Source organism: Bacillus sp. GZB, from assembly GCF_001975995.1.
GTDB lineage: Bacteria > Bacillota > Bacilli > Bacillales > Bacillaceae > Bacillus > Bacillus velezensis.
Genome location: NZ_MTQG01000010.1, coordinates 761,024 through 783,572, shown reverse-complemented (window position 1 = coordinate 783,572; position 22,549 = coordinate 761,024). Strand labels below are relative to the sequence as shown.

At 48.9% G+C, this 22,549-nt stretch carries 22 protein-coding genes; all 22 read right to left on the bottom strand.

What is annotated here, in order from left to right; translation table 11 throughout:
- Positions 1–95: 95 nt before the first annotated feature.
- The 22 genes from pyrE to BXO87_RS04030 all read right to left on the bottom strand — a co-directional run bounded on the left by pyrE (position 96) and on the right by BXO87_RS04030 (position 22,480).
- Positions 96–728, bottom strand: a complete 633-nt coding sequence (gene pyrE, locus BXO87_RS04140) for an orotate phosphoribosyltransferase (protein WP_017417751.1) — start codon at positions 726–728, stop codon at positions 96–98.
- Positions 725–1,444 carry an orotidine-5'-phosphate decarboxylase gene (gene pyrF / locus BXO87_RS04135; RefSeq protein WP_038457952.1) on the bottom strand — a complete coding sequence of 240 codons (720 nt, stop codon included), beginning with the start codon at positions 1,442–1,444 and terminating at the stop codon, positions 725–727. The genes pyrE and pyrF overlap by 4 nt, the downstream gene beginning before the upstream one ends.
- On the bottom strand, positions 1,413–2,348 hold the full coding sequence (locus BXO87_RS04130) for a dihydroorotate dehydrogenase (RefSeq protein ID WP_038457950.1): 936 nt from the start codon (positions 2,346–2,348) through the stop codon (positions 1,413–1,415). Before BXO87_RS04130 ends, pyrF begins: the two co-directional genes overlap by 32 nt.
- Positions 2,348–3,118, bottom strand: coding sequence for a dihydroorotate dehydrogenase electron transfer subunit (locus BXO87_RS04125; RefSeq protein ID WP_038457949.1), 771 nt, complete (start codon positions 3,116–3,118; stop codon positions 2,348–2,350). The genes BXO87_RS04130 and BXO87_RS04125 overlap by 1 nt, the downstream gene beginning before the upstream one ends.
- Positions 3,115–6,330: a carbamoyl-phosphate synthase (glutamine-hydrolyzing) large subunit gene (gene carB / locus BXO87_RS04120; protein WP_038457947.1), complete on the bottom strand. Its 3,216-nt coding sequence runs from the start codon at positions 6,328–6,330 to the stop codon at positions 3,115–3,117. The genes BXO87_RS04125 and carB overlap by 4 nt, the downstream gene beginning before the upstream one ends.
- Complete coding sequence (locus BXO87_RS04115) at positions 6,315–7,409, bottom strand: carbamoyl phosphate synthase small subunit (RefSeq protein ID WP_032874843.1); 1,095 nt, start codon at positions 7,407–7,409, stop codon at positions 6,315–6,317. The genes carB and BXO87_RS04115 overlap by 16 nt, the downstream gene beginning before the upstream one ends.
- Complete coding sequence (locus BXO87_RS04110; RefSeq protein ID WP_038457945.1) at positions 7,406–8,692, bottom strand: dihydroorotase; 1,287 nt, start codon at positions 8,690–8,692, stop codon at positions 7,406–7,408. Before BXO87_RS04110 ends, BXO87_RS04115 begins: the two co-directional genes overlap by 4 nt.
- Complete coding sequence (locus BXO87_RS04105) at positions 8,676–9,590, bottom strand: aspartate carbamoyltransferase catalytic subunit (protein WP_029325902.1); 915 nt, start codon at positions 9,588–9,590, stop codon at positions 8,676–8,678. Before BXO87_RS04105 ends, BXO87_RS04110 begins: the two co-directional genes overlap by 17 nt.
- Positions 9,591–9,732: 142 nt before the next feature.
- Positions 9,733–11,043: a uracil permease PyrP gene (pyrP, locus tag BXO87_RS04100; protein WP_038460730.1), complete on the bottom strand. Its 1,311-nt coding sequence runs from the start codon at positions 11,041–11,043 to the stop codon at positions 9,733–9,735.
- Positions 11,044–11,197: 154 nt separating this feature from the next.
- Complete coding sequence (gene pyrR / locus BXO87_RS04095; RefSeq protein ID WP_003154392.1) at positions 11,198–11,743, bottom strand: bifunctional pyrimidine operon transcriptional regulator/uracil phosphoribosyltransferase; 546 nt, start codon at positions 11,741–11,743, stop codon at positions 11,198–11,200.
- A 188-nt stretch (positions 11,744–11,931) separates the two neighbouring features.
- Positions 11,932–12,846 (bottom strand): RluA family pseudouridine synthase, encoded by a 915-nt coding sequence (locus BXO87_RS04090; RefSeq protein WP_007611300.1) that lies wholly within the window; start codon positions 12,844–12,846, stop codon positions 11,932–11,934.
- A 1-nt stretch (position 12,847) separates the two neighbouring features.
- Entirely contained in the window at positions 12,848–13,309 is a 462-nt protein-coding gene (gene lspA / locus BXO87_RS04085) for a signal peptidase II (protein WP_016936189.1), read from the bottom strand.
- Between the two features lie 101 nt (positions 13,310–13,410).
- Positions 13,411–13,782 carry a TraR/DksA family transcriptional regulator gene (locus BXO87_RS04080; RefSeq protein WP_003154399.1) on the bottom strand — a complete coding sequence of 124 codons (372 nt, stop codon included), beginning with the start codon at positions 13,780–13,782 and terminating at the stop codon, positions 13,411–13,413.
- Positions 13,783–13,931: 149 nt separating this feature from the next.
- Positions 13,932–16,697, bottom strand: a complete 2,766-nt coding sequence (ileS, locus tag BXO87_RS04075; protein ID WP_038457941.1) for an isoleucine--tRNA ligase — start codon at positions 16,695–16,697, stop codon at positions 13,932–13,934.
- Between the two features lie 341 nt (positions 16,698–17,038).
- Positions 17,039–17,533 (bottom strand): septum site-determining protein DivIVA, encoded by a 495-nt coding sequence (gene divIVA, locus BXO87_RS04065; RefSeq protein WP_003154406.1) that lies wholly within the window; start codon positions 17,531–17,533, stop codon positions 17,039–17,041.
- A 94-nt stretch (positions 17,534–17,627) separates the two neighbouring features.
- Positions 17,628–18,398, bottom strand: a complete 771-nt coding sequence (locus BXO87_RS04060; protein WP_038457940.1) for a YlmH family RNA-binding protein — start codon at positions 18,396–18,398, stop codon at positions 17,628–17,630.
- Positions 18,399–18,459: 61 nt separating this feature from the next.
- The gene (locus BXO87_RS04055) at positions 18,460–18,738 is read right to left on the bottom strand and encodes a YggT family protein (RefSeq protein ID WP_003154408.1); all 279 of its coding nucleotides are present in this window, start codon (positions 18,736–18,738) and stop codon (positions 18,460–18,462) included.
- Positions 18,739–18,744: 6 nt separating this feature from the next.
- A complete protein-coding gene (gene sepF, locus BXO87_RS04050) occupies positions 18,745–19,203 on the bottom strand; it encodes a cell division protein SepF (RefSeq protein ID WP_003154410.1) in 459 nt (152 codons plus the stop codon).
- Complete coding sequence (locus tag BXO87_RS04045) at positions 19,200–19,892, bottom strand: YggS family pyridoxal phosphate-dependent enzyme (RefSeq protein WP_038457938.1); 693 nt, start codon at positions 19,890–19,892, stop codon at positions 19,200–19,202. Before BXO87_RS04045 ends, sepF begins: the two co-directional genes overlap by 4 nt.
- A gap of 4 nt (positions 19,893–19,896) precedes the next feature.
- Positions 19,897–20,733 carry a peptidoglycan editing factor PgeF gene (gene pgeF / locus BXO87_RS04040; protein ID WP_014304972.1) on the bottom strand — a complete coding sequence of 279 codons (837 nt, stop codon included), beginning with the start codon at positions 20,731–20,733 and terminating at the stop codon, positions 19,897–19,899.
- 154 nt (positions 20,734–20,887) lie between these two features.
- Positions 20,888–21,139, bottom strand: a complete 252-nt coding sequence (locus BXO87_RS04035) for a YlmC/YmxH family sporulation protein (RefSeq protein WP_003154415.1) — start codon at positions 21,137–21,139, stop codon at positions 20,888–20,890.
- A 60-nt stretch (positions 21,140–21,199) separates the two neighbouring features.
- Entirely contained in the window at positions 21,200–22,480 is a 1,281-nt protein-coding gene (locus BXO87_RS04030; protein WP_038460727.1) for an acetylornithine deacetylase, read from the bottom strand.
- Positions 22,481–22,549: the final 69 nt, after the last annotated feature.

Here is a 22,549-nt window from a genome sequence, read left to right as displayed (position 1 = left end):
GATTTGTACTAAATTTTAGCACAATTCTAACAGAAGTCAACCCGAGTTTTTTGATAGGAATAATAAAACAGGCCCTGAGGCCTGTTTTATTGTCATTATTTTTTAAACCAATCTTTTGACTCGGGATTCAATTTCCATGATTTCAGTTTCTCAATGTCATCTGAATGAATCGTTCCGTTTGCAAGCGCGACTTCAATCAGCGTGTCATAATCCGTTAACGAGTAATAAGGAAGACCCGCTTTTTTAAAGGCTTCTTTTGCTTTCGGCAGTCCGTATGTAAAAATGGAAATGACGCCGAGGACTTCCGCGCCCTCTCTTTGAAGGGCCGCCGCAGCTTCAAGCACGCTGCCCCCGGTAGAAATCAAGTCTTCAATCACGACTGTTTTTTGTCCTTTCTTAATGGCGCCTTCTATTTGATTTCCTTTGCCGTGCGCTTTCGGTTTGCTTCTGACGTAGCACATCGGCGCGCCTGTACGGTCTGCGAGAAGCGCAGCATGCGGAATGCCCGCCGTTGCAGTGCCCGCGATCATCTCCGCCTCGGGGAAATGCTCTTTCAGCAGTTTGCCGAGCCCGTCCGCCACATCATTTCTCACTTTTGGATACGACAATGTCAGACGGTTGTCACAATAGATCGGTGATAAAATGCCGCTCGCCCACGTAAACGGCTCATTCGGGCGTAAAAAGACAGCTTCAATGTGTAATAGATGTTTTGCGATAGCCTGTTTCATCGGCGAACGCCCTCCCATTCCAGTTTAATTGCTTCATATGCTTTAACGGGGTTTTCCGCTTTTGTAATTGAGCGGCCCACGACAATGGCTGACGAACCGTTTTCTTTCGCAAATGACGGAGTCGCCGTCCGGACTTGATCGTCAGCTGCGTCACTGGCCGTGCGGATGCCCGGCGTGACTGTCAGAAATGAAGGCCGGACCGCTTCATAAATGGCTTTTGTTTCATGTACCGAACATACCACTCCGTCCAGCCCGCACTCTTCCGCCATTTTGCCGTAATGCACAACCGTTTCTAACAGCGGCTTATGCAGCAGAAGCTCTTCCTTCGCCACCTGCTCTGAAGTGCTGGTCAGCTGAGTCACCGCGATTAAAGACGGGCGTTTTCTGCCTGCCGGCGTGCCTTCTTCAAGCCCCTCAAGGGCCGCGCGCATCATGCGTGCGCCCCCTGCTGCATGCACATTGACGAGATCAACGCCGAGGCCGGCCAGCCGCTTCATCGCTTTATTGACCGTAGTCGGGATATCATGAAGCTTTAAATCTAAAAATATATCACAGTTCCGTTCTTTTAATTGGTGAATGATGGCGGGGCCTTCCTGATAAAAAAGCTCCATCCCCGTTTTGACAAAAAGCCTTTTCTTTTCAAACAAGTCTAAAAACGTTAAAGTCTCTTCCCCTGATGCAAAATCAAGCGCGATGATGGGCAGGTTGTTTTTCATGTTTCCAGCTCCTTCCGATGCATTCACTTACAGATTGAAAGCCGTGTTGGCGCAGCACACGGGGGAGCTGTTCTATGATTTCCGGGCAGACGAGCGGATTGACGAAGTTTGCCGTGCCGACGGCAACCGCACTCGCTCCCGCAAGAAGAAATTCTAATGCATCCTCTGCGGTCTGAACGCCTCCCATCCCGATAATCGGGATTTGAACGGCCTGGCTGACTTCGTATACCATCCTGATGGCGACCGGTTTGATCGCCGGGCCTGACAGTCCGCCCGTTTTATTTGCTAAGATCGGCCGTCCCGTCTTGAGATCGAGCCTCATCCCGATGAGTGTATTAATCATCGTCAGACCGTCAGCACCGGCCGCTTCAATCGCTTTGGCAATTTCGGTTATGTTTGCGACATTAGGCGAAAGCTTCACATACACAGGCACTGCGGAAACTTCTTTCACCGCTTTTGTCAGTTCGGCCGCCATGACGGGATCAGTACCAAAAGCAATCCCCCCGGTTTTGACATTCGGACATGAAATGTTAAGCTCAAGCGCATGCACATTCGGCGCTTGGCTGATGTGCTCGGCCACTTCTTTATAGTCGTCCACCTGAGAACCGGCGACATTTGCGATAATCGGCGTGTCAAATTGTTCGAGCCAAGGCAGCTCATGATTGAGCACATGCTCAAGGCCGGGATTTTGCAGTCCGATGGCATTCAGCATTCCCGCGCTTGTCTCCGCCACTCTCGGCGTCGGATTTCCGAAGCGGGCTTCGTTCGTCGTTGCTTTAATCATAATGCCTCCGAGGCATGATAAATCGTAAAATCCGGCATATTCTTTCCCGAATCCGAAACATCCGGAAGCGGGGATGATCGGATTTTTCAATTGGAGACCCGGCAGATTCACCTCTAACATTACAGCGCCACCTCCTCAGCTTTAAATACCGGCCCGTCAAGGCAGACCTTTACATAGGATGTATCGCTTTCACCCGTGCGGCACACGCAGGCGAAGCAGGCACCGATGCCGCAGCCCATCCGCTCTTCCATCGAAAGATAAACCTCTTTATGGCCGTACTGCTGCTTCAGAGCTTTCAGCATCGGTGTCGGTCCGCAGCTTAGCAGGACATCGAATTCGAGCTGCTTTTCACGGATGACATCGGTGACAAACCCTTTCTCTCCATATGTTCCGTCAGCCGTCGCCACATAAGTGTCTCCGTACGCACGACATTCCTGTTCGTAAAAAACATCCTTTGCTGATTGAAATCCAAGCACATGAATGACGTTTACGCCTTTTTCCGTCAGGCGCTTTGACAGTTCCTGCAAAGGCGGAACCCCGACTCCGCCTCCGACTAACAGCGCGGTTTTGCCGGATTCAATCCGCCGGACGGGGAACCCGTTGCCGAGAGGGCCGAGAACGTCTATCCTGCCGCCCTCTTTTTTCTCGGACAAAAGACGCGTTCCCTCACCGTCAGCTCTGTAGATAACGGATACTTCATTCGCAGCGAAATTGACGTCCGCAATGCTGAGCGGTCTTCTTAATAGCGGCATGACCGCGTCACTCACCTTCAGATGAAGAAATTGACCCGGCTCGGTAAGGTGCCGGACAAGCTCTCCTTTCAGCACCATCTTATAAATCCGATTGGCAATTTCTAAGTTGGATTGAACAGTCAAATGCGCTTTTTTCATATCGTGACTGCCGCCTTTTGATTGGTTTCGGATGCAGGCATATGATCCGCCCGGAATGTCATGCTTTCCAACACCCGCAAAATGGCTTCGGCCGTATCTAAAGATGTCAGGCAGGCGACTCCGTTTTCAACAGATTCGCGGCGGATTCTGAAGCCGTCTCTGGCCGGCTGTTTGCCCTTTGTCAGCGTATTGATGACAAATTGCGCTTCGCCGTTTCTGATGACATCGAGCAGATTTTTCCCTTCTTCGCCGATTTTTCCGACGACTTGAGCCGGAATCTGAGCGTCTTTCAAATAAGCCGCCGTTCCTTCCGTCGCCAAGATTTTATAGCCGATGGCGTGGAACCGCTTGGCGATCAGCAGTCCTTCTTCTTTATCTTTATCGGCAACGGTCAACAGCACTGAGCCGTAGTTCGGGATTTGAATGCCAGAGGCAATCAGCGCTTTATAGAGCGCTTTTTCCAGGGTTGAATCTTTGCCCATGACCTCTCCCGTCGACTTCATTTCAGGGCCTAACGTGATATCCACTCTTCTCAGCTTCGCGAATGAGAAGACAGGCGCTTTCACGAATACCCCCTGCTGTTCAGGCTGCAGCCCCTCTTGATAGCCGAAATCAGCAAGCTTTTGGCCGAGAATGACCTTTGTCGCCAGGTTCGCCATTGGGATTTTTGTGATTTTGCTTAAGAACGGCACGGTTCTGCTTGACCGCGGATTTACCTCAAGCACATACACCTCACCTTGCGACAGTACGAACTGGATGTTCAGCAACCCGATGATGTTAAGGCCTTTTGCTAAGGCTACAGTGTATTGTTCGATTTTTTTCTTAATGTCTTCGCTTAAAGACTGAGGCGGATAGACGGCGATTGAATCCCCTGAATGGACGCCTGCCCGCTCGATATGCTCCATAATTCCCGGAATAACGACTGTTTCGCCGTCAGATACGGCATCGACTTCGATTTCTTTCCCCGTCAGATAACGGTCGATTAACACCGGATGCTGCGGGTTGATTTTGACCGCGTTTTTCATATAGTGAAGCAGCTCTTCTTCGTGATAGACGATTTCCATCGCCCGGCCGCCGAGCACATACGAAGGGCGGACAAGTACCGGATAGCCGATGGATGCGGCGATTTTGACCGCTTCGTTCACCGATACGGCGGTTTTCCCGAGCGGCTGCGGCACATTCAGCGCCTCAAGCGCCTGCTCGAACTTATCCCGGTCTTCCGCACGGTCTAAATCTTCAAGTGATGTACCGAGAATTTTGACGCCGCGGGCGCTCAATTCTTCCGCAAGGTTGATCGCCGTCTGGCCGCCGAATTGGACAACAACGCCTTCCGGCTGTTCCAAATCGATGATGTGCATGACATCTTCAACCGTCAGCGGTTCAAAATACAGTTTGTCTGATATGCTGAAATCAGTGGACACCGTCTCAGGATTGTTGTTGATAATAATCGCTTCATAGCCTGCCTGCTTGATCGCCCAGACAGAATGAACGGTCGCATAGTCAAATTCCACGCCCTGTCCGATGCGGATCGGCCCGGAACCGAGGACGACGACGCTTTTTCTTGAAGTAACCTCAGACTCGTTCTCTTCCTCATATGTGCTGTAAAAGTACGGGGTTTCTGATTCGAATTCCGCCGCGCATGTATCCACCATTTTATATACAGGCTTGATGTCTGCTTCTTTTCGCATTTGATACAGCTCTTGTTCCGGCATATTCCATTCCCGGCTGATATATTTGTCGGAGAAACCGAGTTCCTTCGCTGTCTGAAGGACGGCGAGGCTGCCTTTTTCCGCTTTCAGCTCTGTTTCAAAAGCGACCAGCTTACAGAGCTTGTGCAAAAAGAATACGTCAATTGCGGAAAACTCATGAAGCTGCTCCACTGTGTAGCCTCTTCTGAACGCTTCAGCAAGATAAAACAGGCGTTCATCCCCGGCTTTTCTGATCCGTTTTTCCAAAAGTCCGTCAGAAATCTCTTCCGCATCCTTCAGTTCCAGGTGATAGACATCGGCTTCCAGTGAGCGGACCGCCTTTAACAGCGATTCTTCAAGGGTGCGTCCGATAGCCATGACCTCTCCGGTAGCTTTCATTTGCGTCCCGAGCCTGCGGTTTGCCGACTCAAATTTGTCGAACGGCCAGCGCGGGATTTTAGAAACAACATAGTCCAGCGCGGGCTCAAAAGCCGCATATGTTTTTCCCGTTACGGGATTCATCATTTCATCAAGAGAAAGCCCGACTGCGATTTTCGCCGCAAGCTTTGCGATCGGGTAACCCGTCGCTTTTGAGGCGAGGGCAGATGAGCGGCTCACCCGCGGATTCACTTCGATAATGTAATATTGGAAGCTGTCGGGATCGAGCGCGAGCTGAACATTACAGCCGCCTTCAATGCCGAGCGCGCGGATCAGCTTTAATGAAACATTGCGCAAAAGCTGGTATTCCCGGTCGCTCAAAGTCTGGCTCGGGGCAACGACGATGCTGTCACCCGTATGGATGCCGACCGGATCGATATTTTCCATGTTGCAGACGACGATCGCGTGATCTCTGCTGTCTCTCATGACTTCATATTCGATCTCTTTGTAACCGGCAATGCTTTTTTCCAGAAGGCACTGATGGACGGGGCTGAGTTTTAATCCGTTTTCGACGATCTCTTTCAGTTCCGCTTCATTCGAGCAGATGCCGCCGCCCGTTCCGCCTAATGTGTAAGCAGGGCGCACGATAACCGGAAACCCGATCCGGCCGACAAATTCCTCGGCTTCCTGTAAAGTGCGGATGATCTCACTTTCCGGCACCGGTTCATTCAGCTCATTCATCAGCGTACGGAATAAGTCGCGGTCTTCCGCCTGCTGGATGGCGGACAGCTTTGTGCCGAGCACTTCCACTCCGCATTCCTCAAGAACCCCGAGTTCAGACAGCTCGACGGCAAGATTCAGTCCGGTCTGTCCTCCCAGAGTCGGCAGGATGGCGTCCGGCCGTTCTTTTCTGATAATACGCGTGAGAAACTCCGGCGTCAGCGGTTCTATGTATACCCGATCAGCCATTTCCGTATCCGTCATAATCGTTGCCGGATTCGAGTTGACGAGAATGACTTCATAGCCTTCTTCCTTTAAAGCGAGACACGCCTGTGTGCCCGCATAATCAAATTCCGCCGCCTGTCCGATAATAATCGGGCCTGATCCGATCACTAAAATCTTTTTAATATCTATGCGTTTTGGCATACCGCTTCCCCTTCTTTCTCAGTTGTTTCGATCAAGTCAATGAATCTGTCAAATAAATGATTGGCGTCTTCCGGCCCCGGTGAAGCTTCAGGGTGGTACTGAACCGTAAATGCCGGCAATGTTTTATGCTTGAGTCCTTCGATCGTTTGATCATTGATCGCAATGTGCGTCACTTCAAGCTCTGTATCATCTATTGAAGAAACTGTATATCCGTGGTTTTGGGCGGTTAAAGCGACTTTCCCTGTCGCAAGCTCTTTAACCGGATGATTGGAACCCCTGTGTCCGAATTTCATTTTTTCCGTTTCCGCTCCGGATGCCAGCGCAAATAATTGGTGGCCGAGGCAGATTCCGAATAACGGCACCTTCCCGAGTATGCCTTTTATCATTTCAATGGCTTCCGGCACATCTTTCGGATCTCCGGGTCCGTTAGAAAGCATGATGCCGTCCGGCTTGAGCTGAAGCACTTCTTCCGCCGTTACATTGTACGGCACAACGATGACATCGCATTTTCTTTTGTTTAACTCTCTTAAAATGCCGTGCTTCATACCGAAATCGACGAGTACGATGCGTTTGCCGCGGCCCGGACTCGGATATGCCGTTTTCGCAGATACTTGAGCGACTTGATTTCTCGGCAGTTCCGTTTCTTTCAGCCTTGCAAGAACCTCTCCGACATTCTCCTCACTTGAAGCAAACGTTCCTTTTAATGCGCCGGCCGTGCGGATCATTCTTGTGAGCTTTCTCGTGTCAATCCCTTGTAAGCCGGGGATATTTTTCATTTTCAAATACTCGTCAAGCGTGTAAGCCGAACGCCAGTTGGAAGGCAGCTCGCACAGTTCTTTTACGATCAGCCCTTTTACAAAAGGAGTGATGGATTCAAAGTCATCTCTGTTAATTCCGTAGTTGCCGATCAGAGGATACGTCAGCGTCACGATCTGCCCGCAGTAAGAAGGGTCTGATAAAATTTCCTGATAACCGGTCATTCCCGTGTTGAATACGACTTCACCCGCTGTATGTTCCAGGCTCCCGAATGCTTCACCCTCAAATACCGCTCCATTTTCCAGCACTAGTCTTCTTTTCATTTGACGAGTCTCCCTTCTTCGTATGCAAGCTTACCGGCAGCCATCGTTGCAACAGGCCAGCCGAAGCACTTCATCTTGTTGAATGGCGTATTTTTTCCTTTAGATAAAAATGTATCTTTGTCAATGGCTGCTTCTTTTTCCAGATCAATCAGGGTGATGTCAGCCGGCGCCCCCGGTGCAAGCGTTCCGTACGGAAGATCAAATGCCTCGCAAGGTTTCACCGTCATGAAATCAACCAGCTGCTTCAGCGTCCACGCCCCGTTTTTCACAAAATGTGTGTACAGAAGCGGAAAGGCTGTTTCTAAACCGACGATACCGAAAGGCGCAAGCTTCATGTCCGTGTTTTTCTCTTCTTCTGTATGCGGCGCATGGTCAGTGGCGATGAAATCAATCGTGCCGTCTAAAAGCCCTTCAATCAGCGCCTCTCTGTCCTCTTTGCTGCGAAGGGGCGGATTCATTTTAAAATTGGTATCAAGTCCCGGGATATCGTCGTCACAAAGCAGCAGATGGTGAGGCGATACTTCCGCCGTCACGCGGATTCCCGCTTTTTTTGCGTCTCTTACGGCTCTGACGGATTCTTTCGTGCTGATATGACACACATGGTAATGGCAGCCCGCCGCTTCCGCCAGCAGGACGTCACGGGCGATATGTACCGCTTCACAAATGGAAGGTATGCCGTTCAGGCCGTTCGCTTTTGAAAAAGAACCTTCATGCACGCTTCCTCCGTAAATCAGTGAGTTATCCTCACAATGAGCGACAATCGCTTTATTTATTGAAGCCGCCCGTTTCATGGCTTCATACATCATTCCGGCCGTCTGAACGCCGACGCCGTCATCGGTGAAGGCGAATGCGCCGGCTTCATGAAGCGCCTCAAAATCTGTCATTTCTTCGCCGGTTTGTCTGATCGTAATGGATGCGTAAGGAAGGACCCTGACAGATGAGGTTTCTTTGATCCGGTTTTGCAGCCATTCCATCTGCTCTTTCGTATCCGGCACCGGTCTTGTATTCGGCATGGCTGCGACTGTGGTAAAGCCGCCCCGCGCCGCGGCTTTAGAGCCCGTCTCAATGGTTTCTTTTTTCTCGCCGCCCGGTTCTCTGAAGTGGACATGAAGGTCTACGAGTCCCGGTGAAACGAACAGTCCCCCAGCGTCGATCACCGTTTCTCCGTCTTTCGCTGTCAGAAGCCCGGTTTCCGAAATAAATTCACCCGTTACCCGGATATCCTGTTCCACTTTTTCTCCTTGTTCATTTAACATCCAGCCGTTTTTAATGAGATAAGACATAAGCCGCTTCTCCCCTTTTCACATTGGTTTGCAGTGCTCTTTTTAAGACTGCCATTCTGATATACACGCCATTTTCCATTTGTTTAAAGATTCTTGATTTTCCGCATTCCACTAATGTTGTGTCAATTTCGACTCCTCTGTTCACCGGTGCGGGATGCATGATGATGGCATGCCGCTTCATGCTCTCCGCCCGCTTTGCGGTCAGCCCGTATGCTTCCAGGTAGCCTTTTTGGTCGGCTTCTGTCTGATGCCTTTCATTTTGGATGCGGAGCAGCATGACGACATCTGAAGCTTGTATGGCTTCATCCGTCTGAACACAGGTGCCGAAGGCGTTTTTCTCATCCTGCCATTGCGGCGGACCAGAAAACAGCACACGCGCGCCGAGCCTTGTCAGCACCTCGGCATTCGACCTTGCCACCCTGCTGTGTTTGATATCGCCATGAATGGAAACCGTCAGGCCCTGAAAGGTCTCAAATTCCTCTTGAATCGTCATTAAATCAAGCAACGACTGGGTCGGGTGCTGGCCGCAGCCGTCGCCGGCGTTTAAGATCGGAATATTGACTCTGCCGGTCAGATCTTTGTAATATTCATCCGTGCTGTGCCGGATGACGCAGGCGTCCGCTCCGATTGATTCCAGTGTTTTGACCGTGTCGTATAAGGACTCGCCTTTTTGAACGCTTGTGCTCGTGCCGTCTAAGCTGAGCACGTTCATCCCGAGTTTCTTTTCCGCCACTTCAAAGCTGAACCGCGTCCTCGTGCTCGGTTCAAAAAACAGATTCGCAACGAATTTTCCCGCGAGATCGGGACGGACTGTACCCTCTTTTATCGCTTTTGCCTCACGCAGCAGTTCTGTAATTTCAGCAGTGCTCAGTTCAGACATCGCCGTTAAATGATTCATGTTTTTCTCCTCCGTTTCCGCTTGAAGGCCGTAAAAAAACACCCCGGTCTATAGACTCGGGGTGCGGTTAAAGAGAGAAGCAGCGTACAGCTTCTTCCCGTTATAACCCTTCCAAGCCTCTCTGGACTTTCTTTAAAAGGTTTTACATATGATTTTGTTTTTCTGATGCAATCGCGTCTTCTTCATTTGCATGCGGCAGGATAAGGTTCAGGATGACTCCGACGATTGCCGCAAGCGCCATGCCGGATATTTGGAACCCGCCTTTTGATACTTGAATAAAAGCCCCTCCGACGCCGATCACGAGGATGACGGATGTGATAATTAAATTTCTCTTGTTTTCATAATCAATGTTGTTGTCAATCAGCATTCTTAAGCCGCTGGAGGCGATAATTCCGAAGAGCAGGAAGGAAACGCCTCCCATAACCGCGGACGGAACAGAGCTGATCAGCGCTGATACTTTTCCGATAAATCCGAAGCACAGCGCAATCACACCCGCGCCGCCGATGACAAAGACGCTGAAAACTCTCGTAATTGCCAGTACACCGATGTTTTCGCCATATGTTGTCGTGGGCGGGCCGCCGATTAACGAAGCAATGATCGTCGCTACGCTGTCCCCCATTATGGAGCGGTGCAGTCCCGGCTTTTTAATGAAATCCTGTCCGACGACTTTACTCAGCACCATTTGGTGGCCGATATGTTCTGACATCGTCACGAAAGCGACCGGCACCATCGCAGCCACAATGCCCAATGTCACTGACGGCGTATAGTCTTTGAAAGGGATGATAAATTCAGGAACGGCGAACCACTTTGCATCAATGACCGGCTGAAAATTGACGATGCCCTGTGTCAGCGCAAACAGATATCCGCCTATAATGCCGATCAATACCGGTATCAGGCTTAAAAATCCCCGTAAAAAGATGGCGCAGATAATGGTGATTGCCAAAGTGACGCCGGCTACACTGAAATGTTTCAAGCTGTAGACGAGTTCCTTCGCATTCGGATCAGCATACATTGCCATATTGACGGCTGTGCTTGCCAGTCCGAGGCCGATGACGATAATGACCGGCCCGACGACCACCGGGGGCAGCAGCTTCATCAGCCACCCCGTTCCAAGCTGCCTGATGAGAAGCGCGATCAGGCCGTACACAATTCCCGCCAGGAAAGCGCCGACCATGGCAGCCCCCGGCCCTCCCGTCGCCTTCACCAAGATAATCGGTGATATAAAGGCGAATGATGAGCCGAGATAAGCGGGAATCTGGCCTTTTGTCACCAAGAGATAGGCGAGTGTCCCGATTCCGCTCGTGACAAGCGCCACTGCCGGGCTCATTCCGACCAGTTTCGGCACGAGTATGGTTGAACCGAACATGGCGAATAAATGCTGCAGGCTGAATGACAGCCAGGACAATGGATTGGGGACGTCCCTGACTCCCAGGTTTACTTTTTTCTTACTCATGGCGTTTTCCTCCCGGTTGACTTTCAAATGGTATAAAAAAACCTCTTTGCTTTTTGCGCAAAGAGGCATACAAAACCCGGCCGCGTCGATCCGCCCGGCTTTGTGTTTTAAAATCCTCTTTGCAAACTCTCTGGAATGCATTTAAAAAGGGTGATTATTCATTTTCGTAAATGGCGACCATATCAGTCTGATCAACTTCGCTCAGCTGAACCATCACTTTTTCAGCTTTTGAGGTCGGAATGTTTTTCCCGATATAGTCCGCTCTGATCGGCAGCTCCCGGTGCCCTCTGTCGACAAGCACAGCAAGCTGTATCGATGACGGCCGCCCGACATCAACGAGGGCATCCATCGCAGCTCTCACCGTCCGGCCGGTATAAAGCACATCATCAACCACAATGACCTTTTGGTCTGTGATATCGGCCGGAATGTCCGCGCCTTTTACAAGCGGCTCTTCATTGCTCGTTTTTTTCGTGAGATCGTCACGGTAAAGGGTGATATCGATTTCCCCGACGGTGACCGGATTTCCTTCAATCTGTTCGATCCGCTCGGCCAGCCGCTTCGCTAAATAAATGCCTCTTGTTTTAATCCCTACAAGAATGCAGTCATTCATTCCTTTATTCCGTTCGATCATTTCATGGGCTATCCTTGTCAGCGCCCGCCTGATCGCCTGTTCGTCGAGAATAACAGCTTTTTGATTCACTCGTGACACCTCTCCATTCGTATATAAGAAGAAAAAACCCCTCCTGCCAGAGCATAGAGGGGTTCCTTTCCAGGACGAAGACACATGCGTATCTCTTCTGTCCTATCCGTTATCCTTCTCAGCCTCTCTGGACTGTGTTAAAGAATCTATTCAGCTTGTTTTTATTATTTCAGAAAAGAGAGTCGCTGTCAATGGCTATTTCTTAAATCTTCAATGAGTTTTTTCATATCTTCAGGAAGGGGCGCTTCAAACTCAATGTATTCGCCCGTCCGCGGATGATCAAAACCTAATATTCCGGCATGAAGCGCCTGACCATTGAAATCAATGGTTTTTCTCGGTCCGTACTTCGGATCGCCCGCCAAAGGAAACCCGATATATTTCATATGAACACGGATCTGATGCGTTCTTCCGGTCTCAAGCCGGCACTCTACGAGCGTGAAATCTTGAAAACGCTCAAGCACGTGGAAATGCGTGACGGCGTTTTTGCTGCTTTCTCTTGTTACGGTCATGCTTTGACGGTCTTTTTTATCTCTCCCGATCGGAGCGTCAATTGTTCCGTCATCATGTGAAATCACCCCGTGGACAACCGCTGTGTACTTTCTGGTCACGGTTTTATTGACGAGCTGATTAACGAGTGATTCATGCGCCATATCGTTTTTAGCGACCATTAACAGACCGGAAGTATCTTTATCAATCCGGTGGACGATTCCCGGGCGCATGACGCCGTTAATGCCGGAAAGGTCGTTGCAGTGAGCCATCAGTCCGTTTACAAGCGTCCCTGTCACATGGCCGGGCGCCGGGTGTACAACCATGCCGCGCGGTTTGTTCACAACCAAGACATCCTGGTCTTCATAGTAAATGTCCAAATCCATCGGCTCTGCAAGCACGTCCAATTCTTCCGGTTCAGGAATGGTGACGTTTACCTGATCGCCGGGCTGCATTTTATAATTCGCTTTTACGGATTTGCCATTAACGGATACCAGTCCCTCTTTTACCCATTGCTGCACTTGAGTGCGTGACCAGTTTTCTCCCGTTGAAGCCAAAAATTTATCAATCCGTTCGCTCTTTTGTTCAGGCTGAACGGTTATCTCAAATTGATTCATGTTATTGCTCCTTCTTTTTCCCGCTGTCAAACAGCATATGAATAAATAAAAGTATTACACCGACGCACAGTGAGGAGTCCGCGATATTAAAAATCGGATAGTGATAATTCACGATGATGACATGAATAAAATCCACCACTTCCTGGCGCGCCGCCCGGTCAATAAAGTTTCCGGCCGCACCGCCCAGCATTAAGCCGAGAGAAATTCCGAGTAACATCTGCCCTTTTGCATAACGCTGTATGTAATAAACGATTCCGATAATCACGGCGATGGTAATGACGTAGAAAAACCACATTTGGCCGGCTAAAATCCCCCACGCCGCTCCCGTGTTGCGATGAGATGTGATATAAAGCACCTGATCGATGACAGGTATGCTTTGTCCCAATTCCATATGGCTGACGACAAGCCATTTGGTCAATTGGTCGGCAATAATAATAAAAAGAGCGATAAGATAATAAAGCACACACGTTCCTCCAGTATACAGTTACTTTTATCCTTTATGAATTTTATCAGTAAAAGATGCCAGAGTAAAGGCAGATCATAAGCGCATGCAAACAGACGCTGTCACTCATACAGCGCCTGATCATATGCATAATCTCCGGGTTCCCAATATGGAAGGGTTTTCTTTTCAAATTGAGCGGGATAATAAAAATCATCAGCGGTTCTGGCCGTAGGCAACACCGCAAGTTTTTCAATCGGAATGGGGGCGCCTGTTTTTTCACAATAACCGTACGTATTGTTTTCAAACTTAGACAGGGCAAGAAGAACGTCCTGAAGTTCTTCTTTTATATGATAGATCAGAGTTGCTTCTTGGTCGTTCATTGAAGGTTCAACAGATGCTGACATTTGAAAGCAAGAATATTCGAATAATCTTGATTGAAGTTCTTCTTTCATCATGAGAAGCTCCGTGTGGATTGCGGTCAGTTGATCATTCATTCATCACAACTCCTGCTCTTGATGTTATAGCTTTATTGTTGCCCCCAGTGCGCCATTTGAAGCCCATAAGATTTTTCCTGTCGTTCTAATCGATGACATTGCTGGCATGTAAAAAAGCGCCCGGCTGGCACCGGGCGCTTTCTCATTTATTATTTTTGATAATATTTTTCAACGATTTCCGCATTGCGCAGTGATAATGTCGGATATTTCGGATTGGCTCCGACATCTTTAGAAATGACGCGGGAACGTTCACACATCTGGCCTTCCGCTTTTTCTACGGTCATTTTTCCTGTTGTGAAGCTTTGCGCGTTTTCCGGCGCTTCACTTTCGTCTTTTACTGTCAGTTCTGAGACGATAAACAGCTGCGCGATGTTTTCTTTAATGGATGACAAGAGGTCGCGGTTTTCTTTGTTCGGATACAAAGTCAGGCTCGCTTCCAATGATCTTCCGATAATTTTTTCGTTACGGGCTGTTTCCAAAGCTTTCAACACGTCGTTTCGAAGCTCCATGAAGCGGTCGAATTTTTCTTCTGTCGCTTGACTGTCCGGAACAGCAATGGTTTCCGGCATATCTGTCAGCTGCACGCTCGCTTCTTCAACAAATGATAAGTGAGACCACATTTCATCCGCCGTGTGCGGGAGAATCGGCGCCGTCAGCTTCACTAACGCCAGCAGCGTTTCATAAAAGACGGTCTGCATGCTGCGGCGGTCCGGATGATCCGCATGCTCGATGTACACAACATCTTTTGCAAAATCAAGATAGAAGGAGCTGAGCTCGATCGTACAGAAATTGTGAATGCTGTGATAAACAACCGCAAATTCGTATTCATCGTACGCTTTTTTCACCTTATCGATCAGCTTATTCAGCTTGATCAGCATATATTGATCCACTTCGCGGAGATCTTTTACATCAACGGCATTGACGCTTGGATTGAAATCGAACAGGTTGCCGTGAAGGAAGCGGAACGTGTTGCGGACTTTCCGGTATACTTCCGCGACCTGCTTCAGAATATCTTCAGAAACCGGGTGATCGGCCTGATAGTTTACGGAAGATACCCATAAACGCAGAATTTCAGCTCCAAGCTGTTTTGCGATTTTTGTCGGGTCAATCGTATTGCCGAGTGATTTACTCATTTTACGGCCGTTTGCATCAAGTGTAAATCCGTGGCTTAATACGCCTTTATACGGCGCTTTGCCGGTGACTGCAACAGCGGTGGAAAGAGATGAGTTAAACCAGCCGCGGTATTGGTCAGAGCCTTCAAGGTATAAATCAGCCGGACGGACAAGATCATCACGTTCTTCAAGAACAGCCTGATGGGAAGAACCTGAATCAAACCATACATCCATAATGTCTTGCTCTTTCGTGAAGATTCCGTTCGGGCTTCCCGGATGTGTAAATCCTTCCGGCAGAAGGTCTTTTGCCTCTCTTTCAAACCAGACGTTTGAGCCGTGCTGTTTGAACAGCTCAGACACGTGTTCAATCGTTTCGTCAGTGATGACCGGCTCACCGTTTTCTGCATAAAATACCGGGATCGGAACGCCCCAGACGCGCTGTCTTGAGATACACCAGTCACCGCGGTCGCGCACCATGTTGTAAAGTCGCTGTTCGCCCCACTCCGGCACCCAATTCGTTTGTTTGATGGCATCAAGCAGATCGGATCTGAAATCTTTAATTGACGCAAACCATTGCGCTGTCGCTCTGAAGATGGTCGGTTTTTTCGTTCTCCAGTCATGCGGATAGGAGTGTGTAATAAACTCGAGTTTCAAGAGCGCGCCGTTTTCTTCAAGCTTCTCCGTGATCGGTTTATTGGCTTTATCGTAAAACATTCCTTCAAAGCCCGGCGCTTCGTCGGTCATGTTTCCTTTTTCATCAACAGGGCACAGTACTTCTAAGCCGTACTTTTGGCCGACGATAAAGTCATCTTCCCCGTGGCCCGGAGCAGTATGAACACAGCCTGTTCCGGCATCGGTTGTGACGTGGTCACCGAGCATGACGAGTGAATCTCTGCCGTACAGCGGATGTTCTGCAGTGATGTATTCTAATTCTCTGCCTTTATATGATGCGACAACTTCAGGATTTTCAAAACCGCATGCCTCCGCTACGTTTTCGATCAGTTCAGCAGCCACTACATAACGCTTGTCTCCAACCTTGATGACATTGTATTCAAGATCAGGATGAACGGAAATTCCGAGGTTGGCAGGCATCGTCCACGGCGTCGTCGTCCAGATGATGAAGCTTTCTCCGTTTTCCAGAACGCCTTTACCGTCTTTCACCTTAAACGCAACATAAATAGACGCGGAACGTTTGTCCTGATATTCAATTTCCGCTTCCGCTAAGGCAGATTCACTTGAAGGCGACCAGTTGACCGGCTTCAGACCTTTATAAATATAGCCTCTTTTCGCCATCTCGCCGAAAACGCGGATCTGCTGCGCTTCAAATTCAGGCTGAAGCGTAACATACGGGTTTTCCCAATCGCCTCTGACGCCGAGACGCTTGAATTGTTCGCGCTGTCTTTCGATCTGCTGCCATGCATAATCTTCGCAAAGCTTGCGGAAATCAGCGACGGACATTTCTTTCCGGTTTACTTTTTTGTTTTTCGTCAGCGCCGTTTCAATCGGCAGTCCGTGCGTATCCCAGCCCGGCACGTAAGGTGCGTTGTAGCCGCTCATTGATTTATAGCGGACGATGAAGTCTTTCAGGATTTTGTTCAGGGCATGGCCCATGTGGATATCTCCGTTTGCATAAGGAGGTCCGTCATGCAGCACGAATTTCGGGCGGTCTTTCGTCCGTTCTTGAACAAGACGGTAAATGTCCTGCTCCTCCCAGTCTTTTTGCATGTCCGGCTCACGATTCGGCAGATTTCCCCGCATCGGAAAATCTGTTTTCGGCATTAACAGCGTATCTTTGTAATCCATTTTCATTCCTCCACAACATTTTTCAGAAAATAAAAAAAGCCCTCTCATCCCATAAGGGACGAGAAAGCTTATCTCGCGGTACCACCCTTTTAGAAAAAACGGATCATCCGTCTTTTCCTCTCGAACATCGTAACGTGATGGAACGTCCTATCCTACTCTCGGTTCAGAAAGGAAACTAAAGGGCTGATCTGCATGATTCCGGCCATCCCGGGCTTTCACCTTCCCCGGGTCGCTTTATAGCCTGTTTTGAGTCATGCCGGTCCCTTTCAATCGTCTTTTCATCTGAATTTATGAACGTATTATATTCGAACGGGCCGGAGAATGTCAAGAAAATCAGAAAATTATTCTTTTTCCTCAAAAACCGCGTCGACTTCGTATTCCAGCAGATGATCCCAATCATCGTTCTTCAGCAGGTCGAGCTGCGCCTCAATCAGCATTTGGAAACGTGTTCTGAAGACTTTAGACTGTTTTTTCAGCTCTTCAATTTCCATTGCGATTTTTCTTGATTTGGAAAGCGACTCATTGATGATGCGATCGGCATTTTTTTCTGCTTCACGGACGATCAGCTTCGCTTCCTTCTGCGAGTTGCGCTTTACGTCTTCTGCGGCTTCCTGGGCTACGAGAATTGATTTATTCAGCGTTTCTTCGATATTGGCAAAGTGGCCGATTTTTTCGTCCAGCTCGTTCACTTTCGCCTCAAGCTCCGTTTTTTTACGGAGTGCGATTTCGTAATCTTTTCTGACCTGCATTAAAAATTCATTTACTTCGTCTTCATCATATCCGCGAAAACCTTTTGTAAACGTTTTGTTATGGATATCATTCGGCGTTAATGGCATATTGCCACCTCCATTTTTACATTTCAGTACGGTTATCTAGTTCACATTATAAAACAAATACGGCACAGATGGAGAAAAAAACTGAAAAAACGACTCATTTTTGCCGTTCAAATGTAACTTTCCATTTGTCTTTTTTCGTTTTTCCGTCAACTTTTGCCAAACTGCATCGTCCGAAGCCGCGAATCGAGAGCATGTCCCCTTCAGCAACCTGATAAGACGGATCTTCAATGGCTTTCCAATTCACCTTAACGAGCCCGTTTTTCACAAGCGCCTGCGCTTTCTGACGGGATTGCCTGCTCATTGAAGCGCAGACGGCGTCGAGACGCAATGAAGAAACCGTGTCATCCCTTATTTCGACATCTGAAGCGGGAATGTGAAGAGCGGAAAGCTCGATTTTCTCAAGCTTTACCGGCGCTTTGCCCGCCTTGGTCAGCTGAGTGCTGACAAAATCGGCGATTTCACCGGAGACGATCAGCTGCACGGCTTCCTCTGAGAAAATCAGATCGCCGTATTTCTGCCGCTTTAAGCCGATCCCCATTAATGATCCGAGAAGAGAGCGGTGGTCAATGCTGACGAATTTTTCAGCGTATTGAACGTCAAAAGCCCGAAGCTCAAAATCATCCTGTTCAGGTTCCATATATTCAGGGTATAAAATCGCGCGTTTGCGCTCAGCTCTGTCATATCCTCCGAAAAACGCAAGACCGCAGGCGTCGCCGATAACGGCCTTTACAATGACCTGTTCTCTGGGATCTAAGAAATCAGTCAGCTTCATCCGATACTGGTCCAGGACAATCTGTTTCCATTCAAGCGCCTGATCAATAAAAGGCTGCTCGTCTTGTCTGAAGTGCTGGTAAATATCGCTCATGTTCTTTCCTTTCTATGTAAAGAGGCTTGGCTGGTGCCAAGCCCGTATCAAACTGTCGCATTCAAGTATACATTGCGATCATGCGGTATAGGCCCCAAAGTCCCGTCGTGGCAAACCGAAGCACGATAATCGCTACAATCGGGGATATATCCAGCATGGCAATGGGCGGAATGATCCTTCTGAACGGCTCTAAATACGGTTCGCAAATCGCTGCGAGAAACCGTCCGACCGCCGTTTCTCTCGTACTCGGCACCCATGACATAAAGATATAGATGATCAGGGCAAACGAGTAGATGTAAATTAAATAACTCAGAACGGAAAAAATTTGATAAAGAATCATCCTGCTTTACCACCTCTGATGTTCGTCTTCATTTATAAGCTCCGAAATCGTGCCGGAAACGTCGACATTATCAGGCGTGCACAGAAAAATATCTGAACCGATTCTCTGAATGTCGCCGCCGATGGCGTAGACGGTACCGCTTAAAAAGTCGACGATTCTTTTCGCCTGATCATGCTGGATGCGCTGCAGATTGACGACAACCGCACGCCTGTTCTTTAAATGATCGGCGATTTCCTGCGCTTCCGCATATACACGCGGTTCACTCAACACCACTTTAGAGGATTTCTGAACACTTTGCAAGCTTACTACGTTCTGCTTGCCCTGCGGCTTCTGAGCGTAAGCAGGCTGTTTATCTTTCTGCTGTTCATGCTCTTCCTGATGATCCTGCTCTGTTTCAATGTATTCGTACTCGTACTCCTCCTCATCCATTGAGAAAAAGTTTTTCAGTTTATTTTTCATGCTCATTTGTTTACACCCCCCGGTTCATTTCCGACTAATGAAGAGCCGATTCTGACAAAAGTTGCGCCCTCTTCAACAGCGATTTCATAATCATTTGACATGCCCATTGACAGTTCCCGGCACGGTGCGTTTGTCTGATTCAGTTTTTGCACCTGATCCCTCAGATCACGCAATTGCCGGAAGCAGGCTCTGATCGTTTCTGTATCGTCTGTCAGGGGAGCCATCGTCATCAGGCCCTCTACAGAAATGTTTCTAAACTCAGAAAGCTCTCTGATAAAGGGGATGACCTCCTCTGTTTTCAAACCGTGCTTAGACGGCTCAAGCGAAGTATTCACCTGCACAAAACAGCGAACCGTATGCTGCGCCCGTTTTTCAATCTCTTTTGCCAATGACAGTCTGTCTAAGGAATGAATATAAGATACACGGTCAACGACGGCCTTCACCTTTCTGGACTGAAGACTGCCGATAAAGTGCCACTCCGGGCTGCCTTTGATGACTTCCTGCTTATGGATAAGCTCGGCATCCCGGTTTTCTCCCAGACTTGTAATACCGGCATCAACGGCCTCTTGAGCCCTTTCGGCTGATACGTATTTTGTAACCGCGATGACGGTAACATCTTCGGGGCTTCGGCCCGATCTGTTACATGCTTCGTTTATTCTTTCGTTTATATGTCGTAATTGATCAGCAACACGCAAGATCTTACGCCTCCTTCATTCCGATAAAGGACATCATGCGTCCCGTTTTCCCTTTGTCGCGGCGGTGTGAAAAGAATAGTTCACGCTCTCGTTCGGTGCATAAACCGCTGACTGAAATGTTTTCTTCCGGAATGCCGCAATGTATCAGAAGAAGACGGTTGACCTCTTTTAAATCAAGCTGATACTGGCCTTTTTCCGTTTCGCATATAGCGGATTCAGCCGTAAAAGGCAGCGCCCGCACTTCATTGATGACGCGATCGTCGACTGTATAGCTTCCCGCACTGATGGACGGACCGATGACAGCCTGAATATCTGTTAAACGGGAGCCTTCTTCGTTTACCCAGCGTTCCGTCATGATGCGTCCGATTTGTTTGACCGTCCCCTTCCACCCGGCATGGGCAGCGCCGATAATGGATTTTACCGGGTCATAAAAATACAAGGGCACACAGTCCGCAAAACAAAGGGCCAAAAAAAGATTCGCATCTTTCGTGTAGAGCCCATCCGTCCCGCGGAATGCGGAAGAATAGTCTCTCGCTCCTTTTCCTTTATCCCCGGCTGTCACGCGCCGGACGCGGTTTTCATGTGTCTGGTCGGCGAACACCCAGGAATCCAGATCAGTACCGCATAAGGACGCTATGACTTCACGGTTTGTCACAACATCATGAGCTTCATCCCGGACGTGCAATCCGGTATTTAATGACTCATACGGAGGATTGCTGACCCCGCCGTTTTTCGTTGTGAATCCGGCGATGACCTTTGTGTTAAGCTGATTCACACAGTTCCAGTCTTCTATCATGAGTGCCGAGGGGGTGGTAAGACTAAACGGGTGATATGTATTCATGGAGATCCAACCTTTCGACAAACATTAAAAAAGCGTAATTTCCCAATCATTTTAACACAATTTTGAGCATACGTTTAGCGGCTGATTGAAAAATGAGATAAATAAATGTGCCGGAAACATTGAGATTTCCGGCATTTTACAAGTGAAGGGAGGATTACGCTCCCCCCTTTGGTTCGTTTACACGCACTAAGATGACATCTTCCCCAATTTTAACTATATTTCGCCAAGGAATGATCATTTCCTCTTCTTTTCCGAAAAAACCGAGAACTTTTCCGCTGCCGCCTAAAATAATCGCCTGAATTTTTCCCGTTGTCACGTTAATATCAATATCACCGATGCTTCCGAGTTTTTTTCCGTTCGACACGTTTACCACATCTTTTATTTGAAATTCAGATATGCTGATCATCCGTATCACGCCCTTTGCCCGTTCTTTTTCCTATTATATGAACGGCCGGGCTGAACCTTGTCACATCGGGCAATCTTTTTTGCGGCTGCACCAGCCGAGGATAAATCTCAGCATGATTTTCGTATAGTCCATAAGCTCATCAACAGACACTTCCTCGTTTACGGAGTGGGCGTTTTTTAAATCGCCGGGACCGTATATGACGCTCGGAATCCCGGCATGATAAAGCCACCCTCCGTCAGTTACGGTTTGGGAAACATCAATGACGGGCTCCTGTTTTTTGACGGCTGAGTGTGATGCAGCCAAGACAGAAACTGCCGGATGGTCCGGGTCGATTTCCAGCGCCGGGAACACCTCTCCTCTGTCTTCAATCATCGAAGATCCGCCCCATTTGAACACCGGCCTGTTTTCTTTGAGCCACAGATCACTGTCAGCGACACGATTGATATAGTCTTCGATTTCTGCGGCTGCTTTTTCGTGCGTTTCGTTCGGATAAAAGTGGACGGTGATCCATAACCGGCACTCATCGGCGACAAACGCTGCGTGTCTTCCGCCTTCAATGACGGCGGGGTTGATCGTATTGGTGCCGGGCGCAAAGCCGGGATAGCTTTTCGTTACCGCCCAGTGGCGCTCCAGCTCTCCCAAGGCAGCGATGATTTTCGCCATTTTTTCGATGGCGCTCGCTCCGAATGTGCCTCCGCCCGCGTGAATCATATTGCGCCTCATGCCGTCATGAAATGTTTGTTTGCTTTTCAATTCTATCCAGCCGGTGATGACACCGCCCTGCCCTTGAATATGCAGGCTGCTCGTATCCGCGACAACCGCAAAATCCGCGTGATAGCCGCGTTTGCAGCATTCCAGCGTCCCCGCCTCACCGACTTCTTCTCCGATTACAGACTGTACAATGAGGTCGCCCGGAAGCTTAATGCCGGCATCATGGATCAGCTTCAGAGAGAAAAGAACACACGCCAACCCCCCTTTCATATCAGCGGCGCCCCTTCCGATCAGCATGCCGTCTTTTACGAACGGCTGAAACGGGTCAGAGTGCCAGTCTTCGCCCCCGGCTTCTGCCACATCAATGTGTCCGTTTAAAATCAGGCTTTGATGCCTGCTTGAATCTGTCCCTTTTAAAACACCGACTACATTCGGATCTTCCGGATACACATCCCACATATCGACCGAGCAGCCCGTTTCTTTTAAAAAGCCGGCCACCCACTTTTGGGCTTCTGCCGTATTTCTTGCTGGTGGGGCCGGAGTGGGAAAAGCTATCAGTCTTTCAGCAATATGTATGAAGTCGTGCCGCCGTTTCTCCGCCTGGTGTAACAGCATATCAATCTGATGCATTGGAAATCTCCCCTTTGGATGTATCAAAAAACCCGTTTCATTCATGAAATGAAACGGGTAAAAAACGGA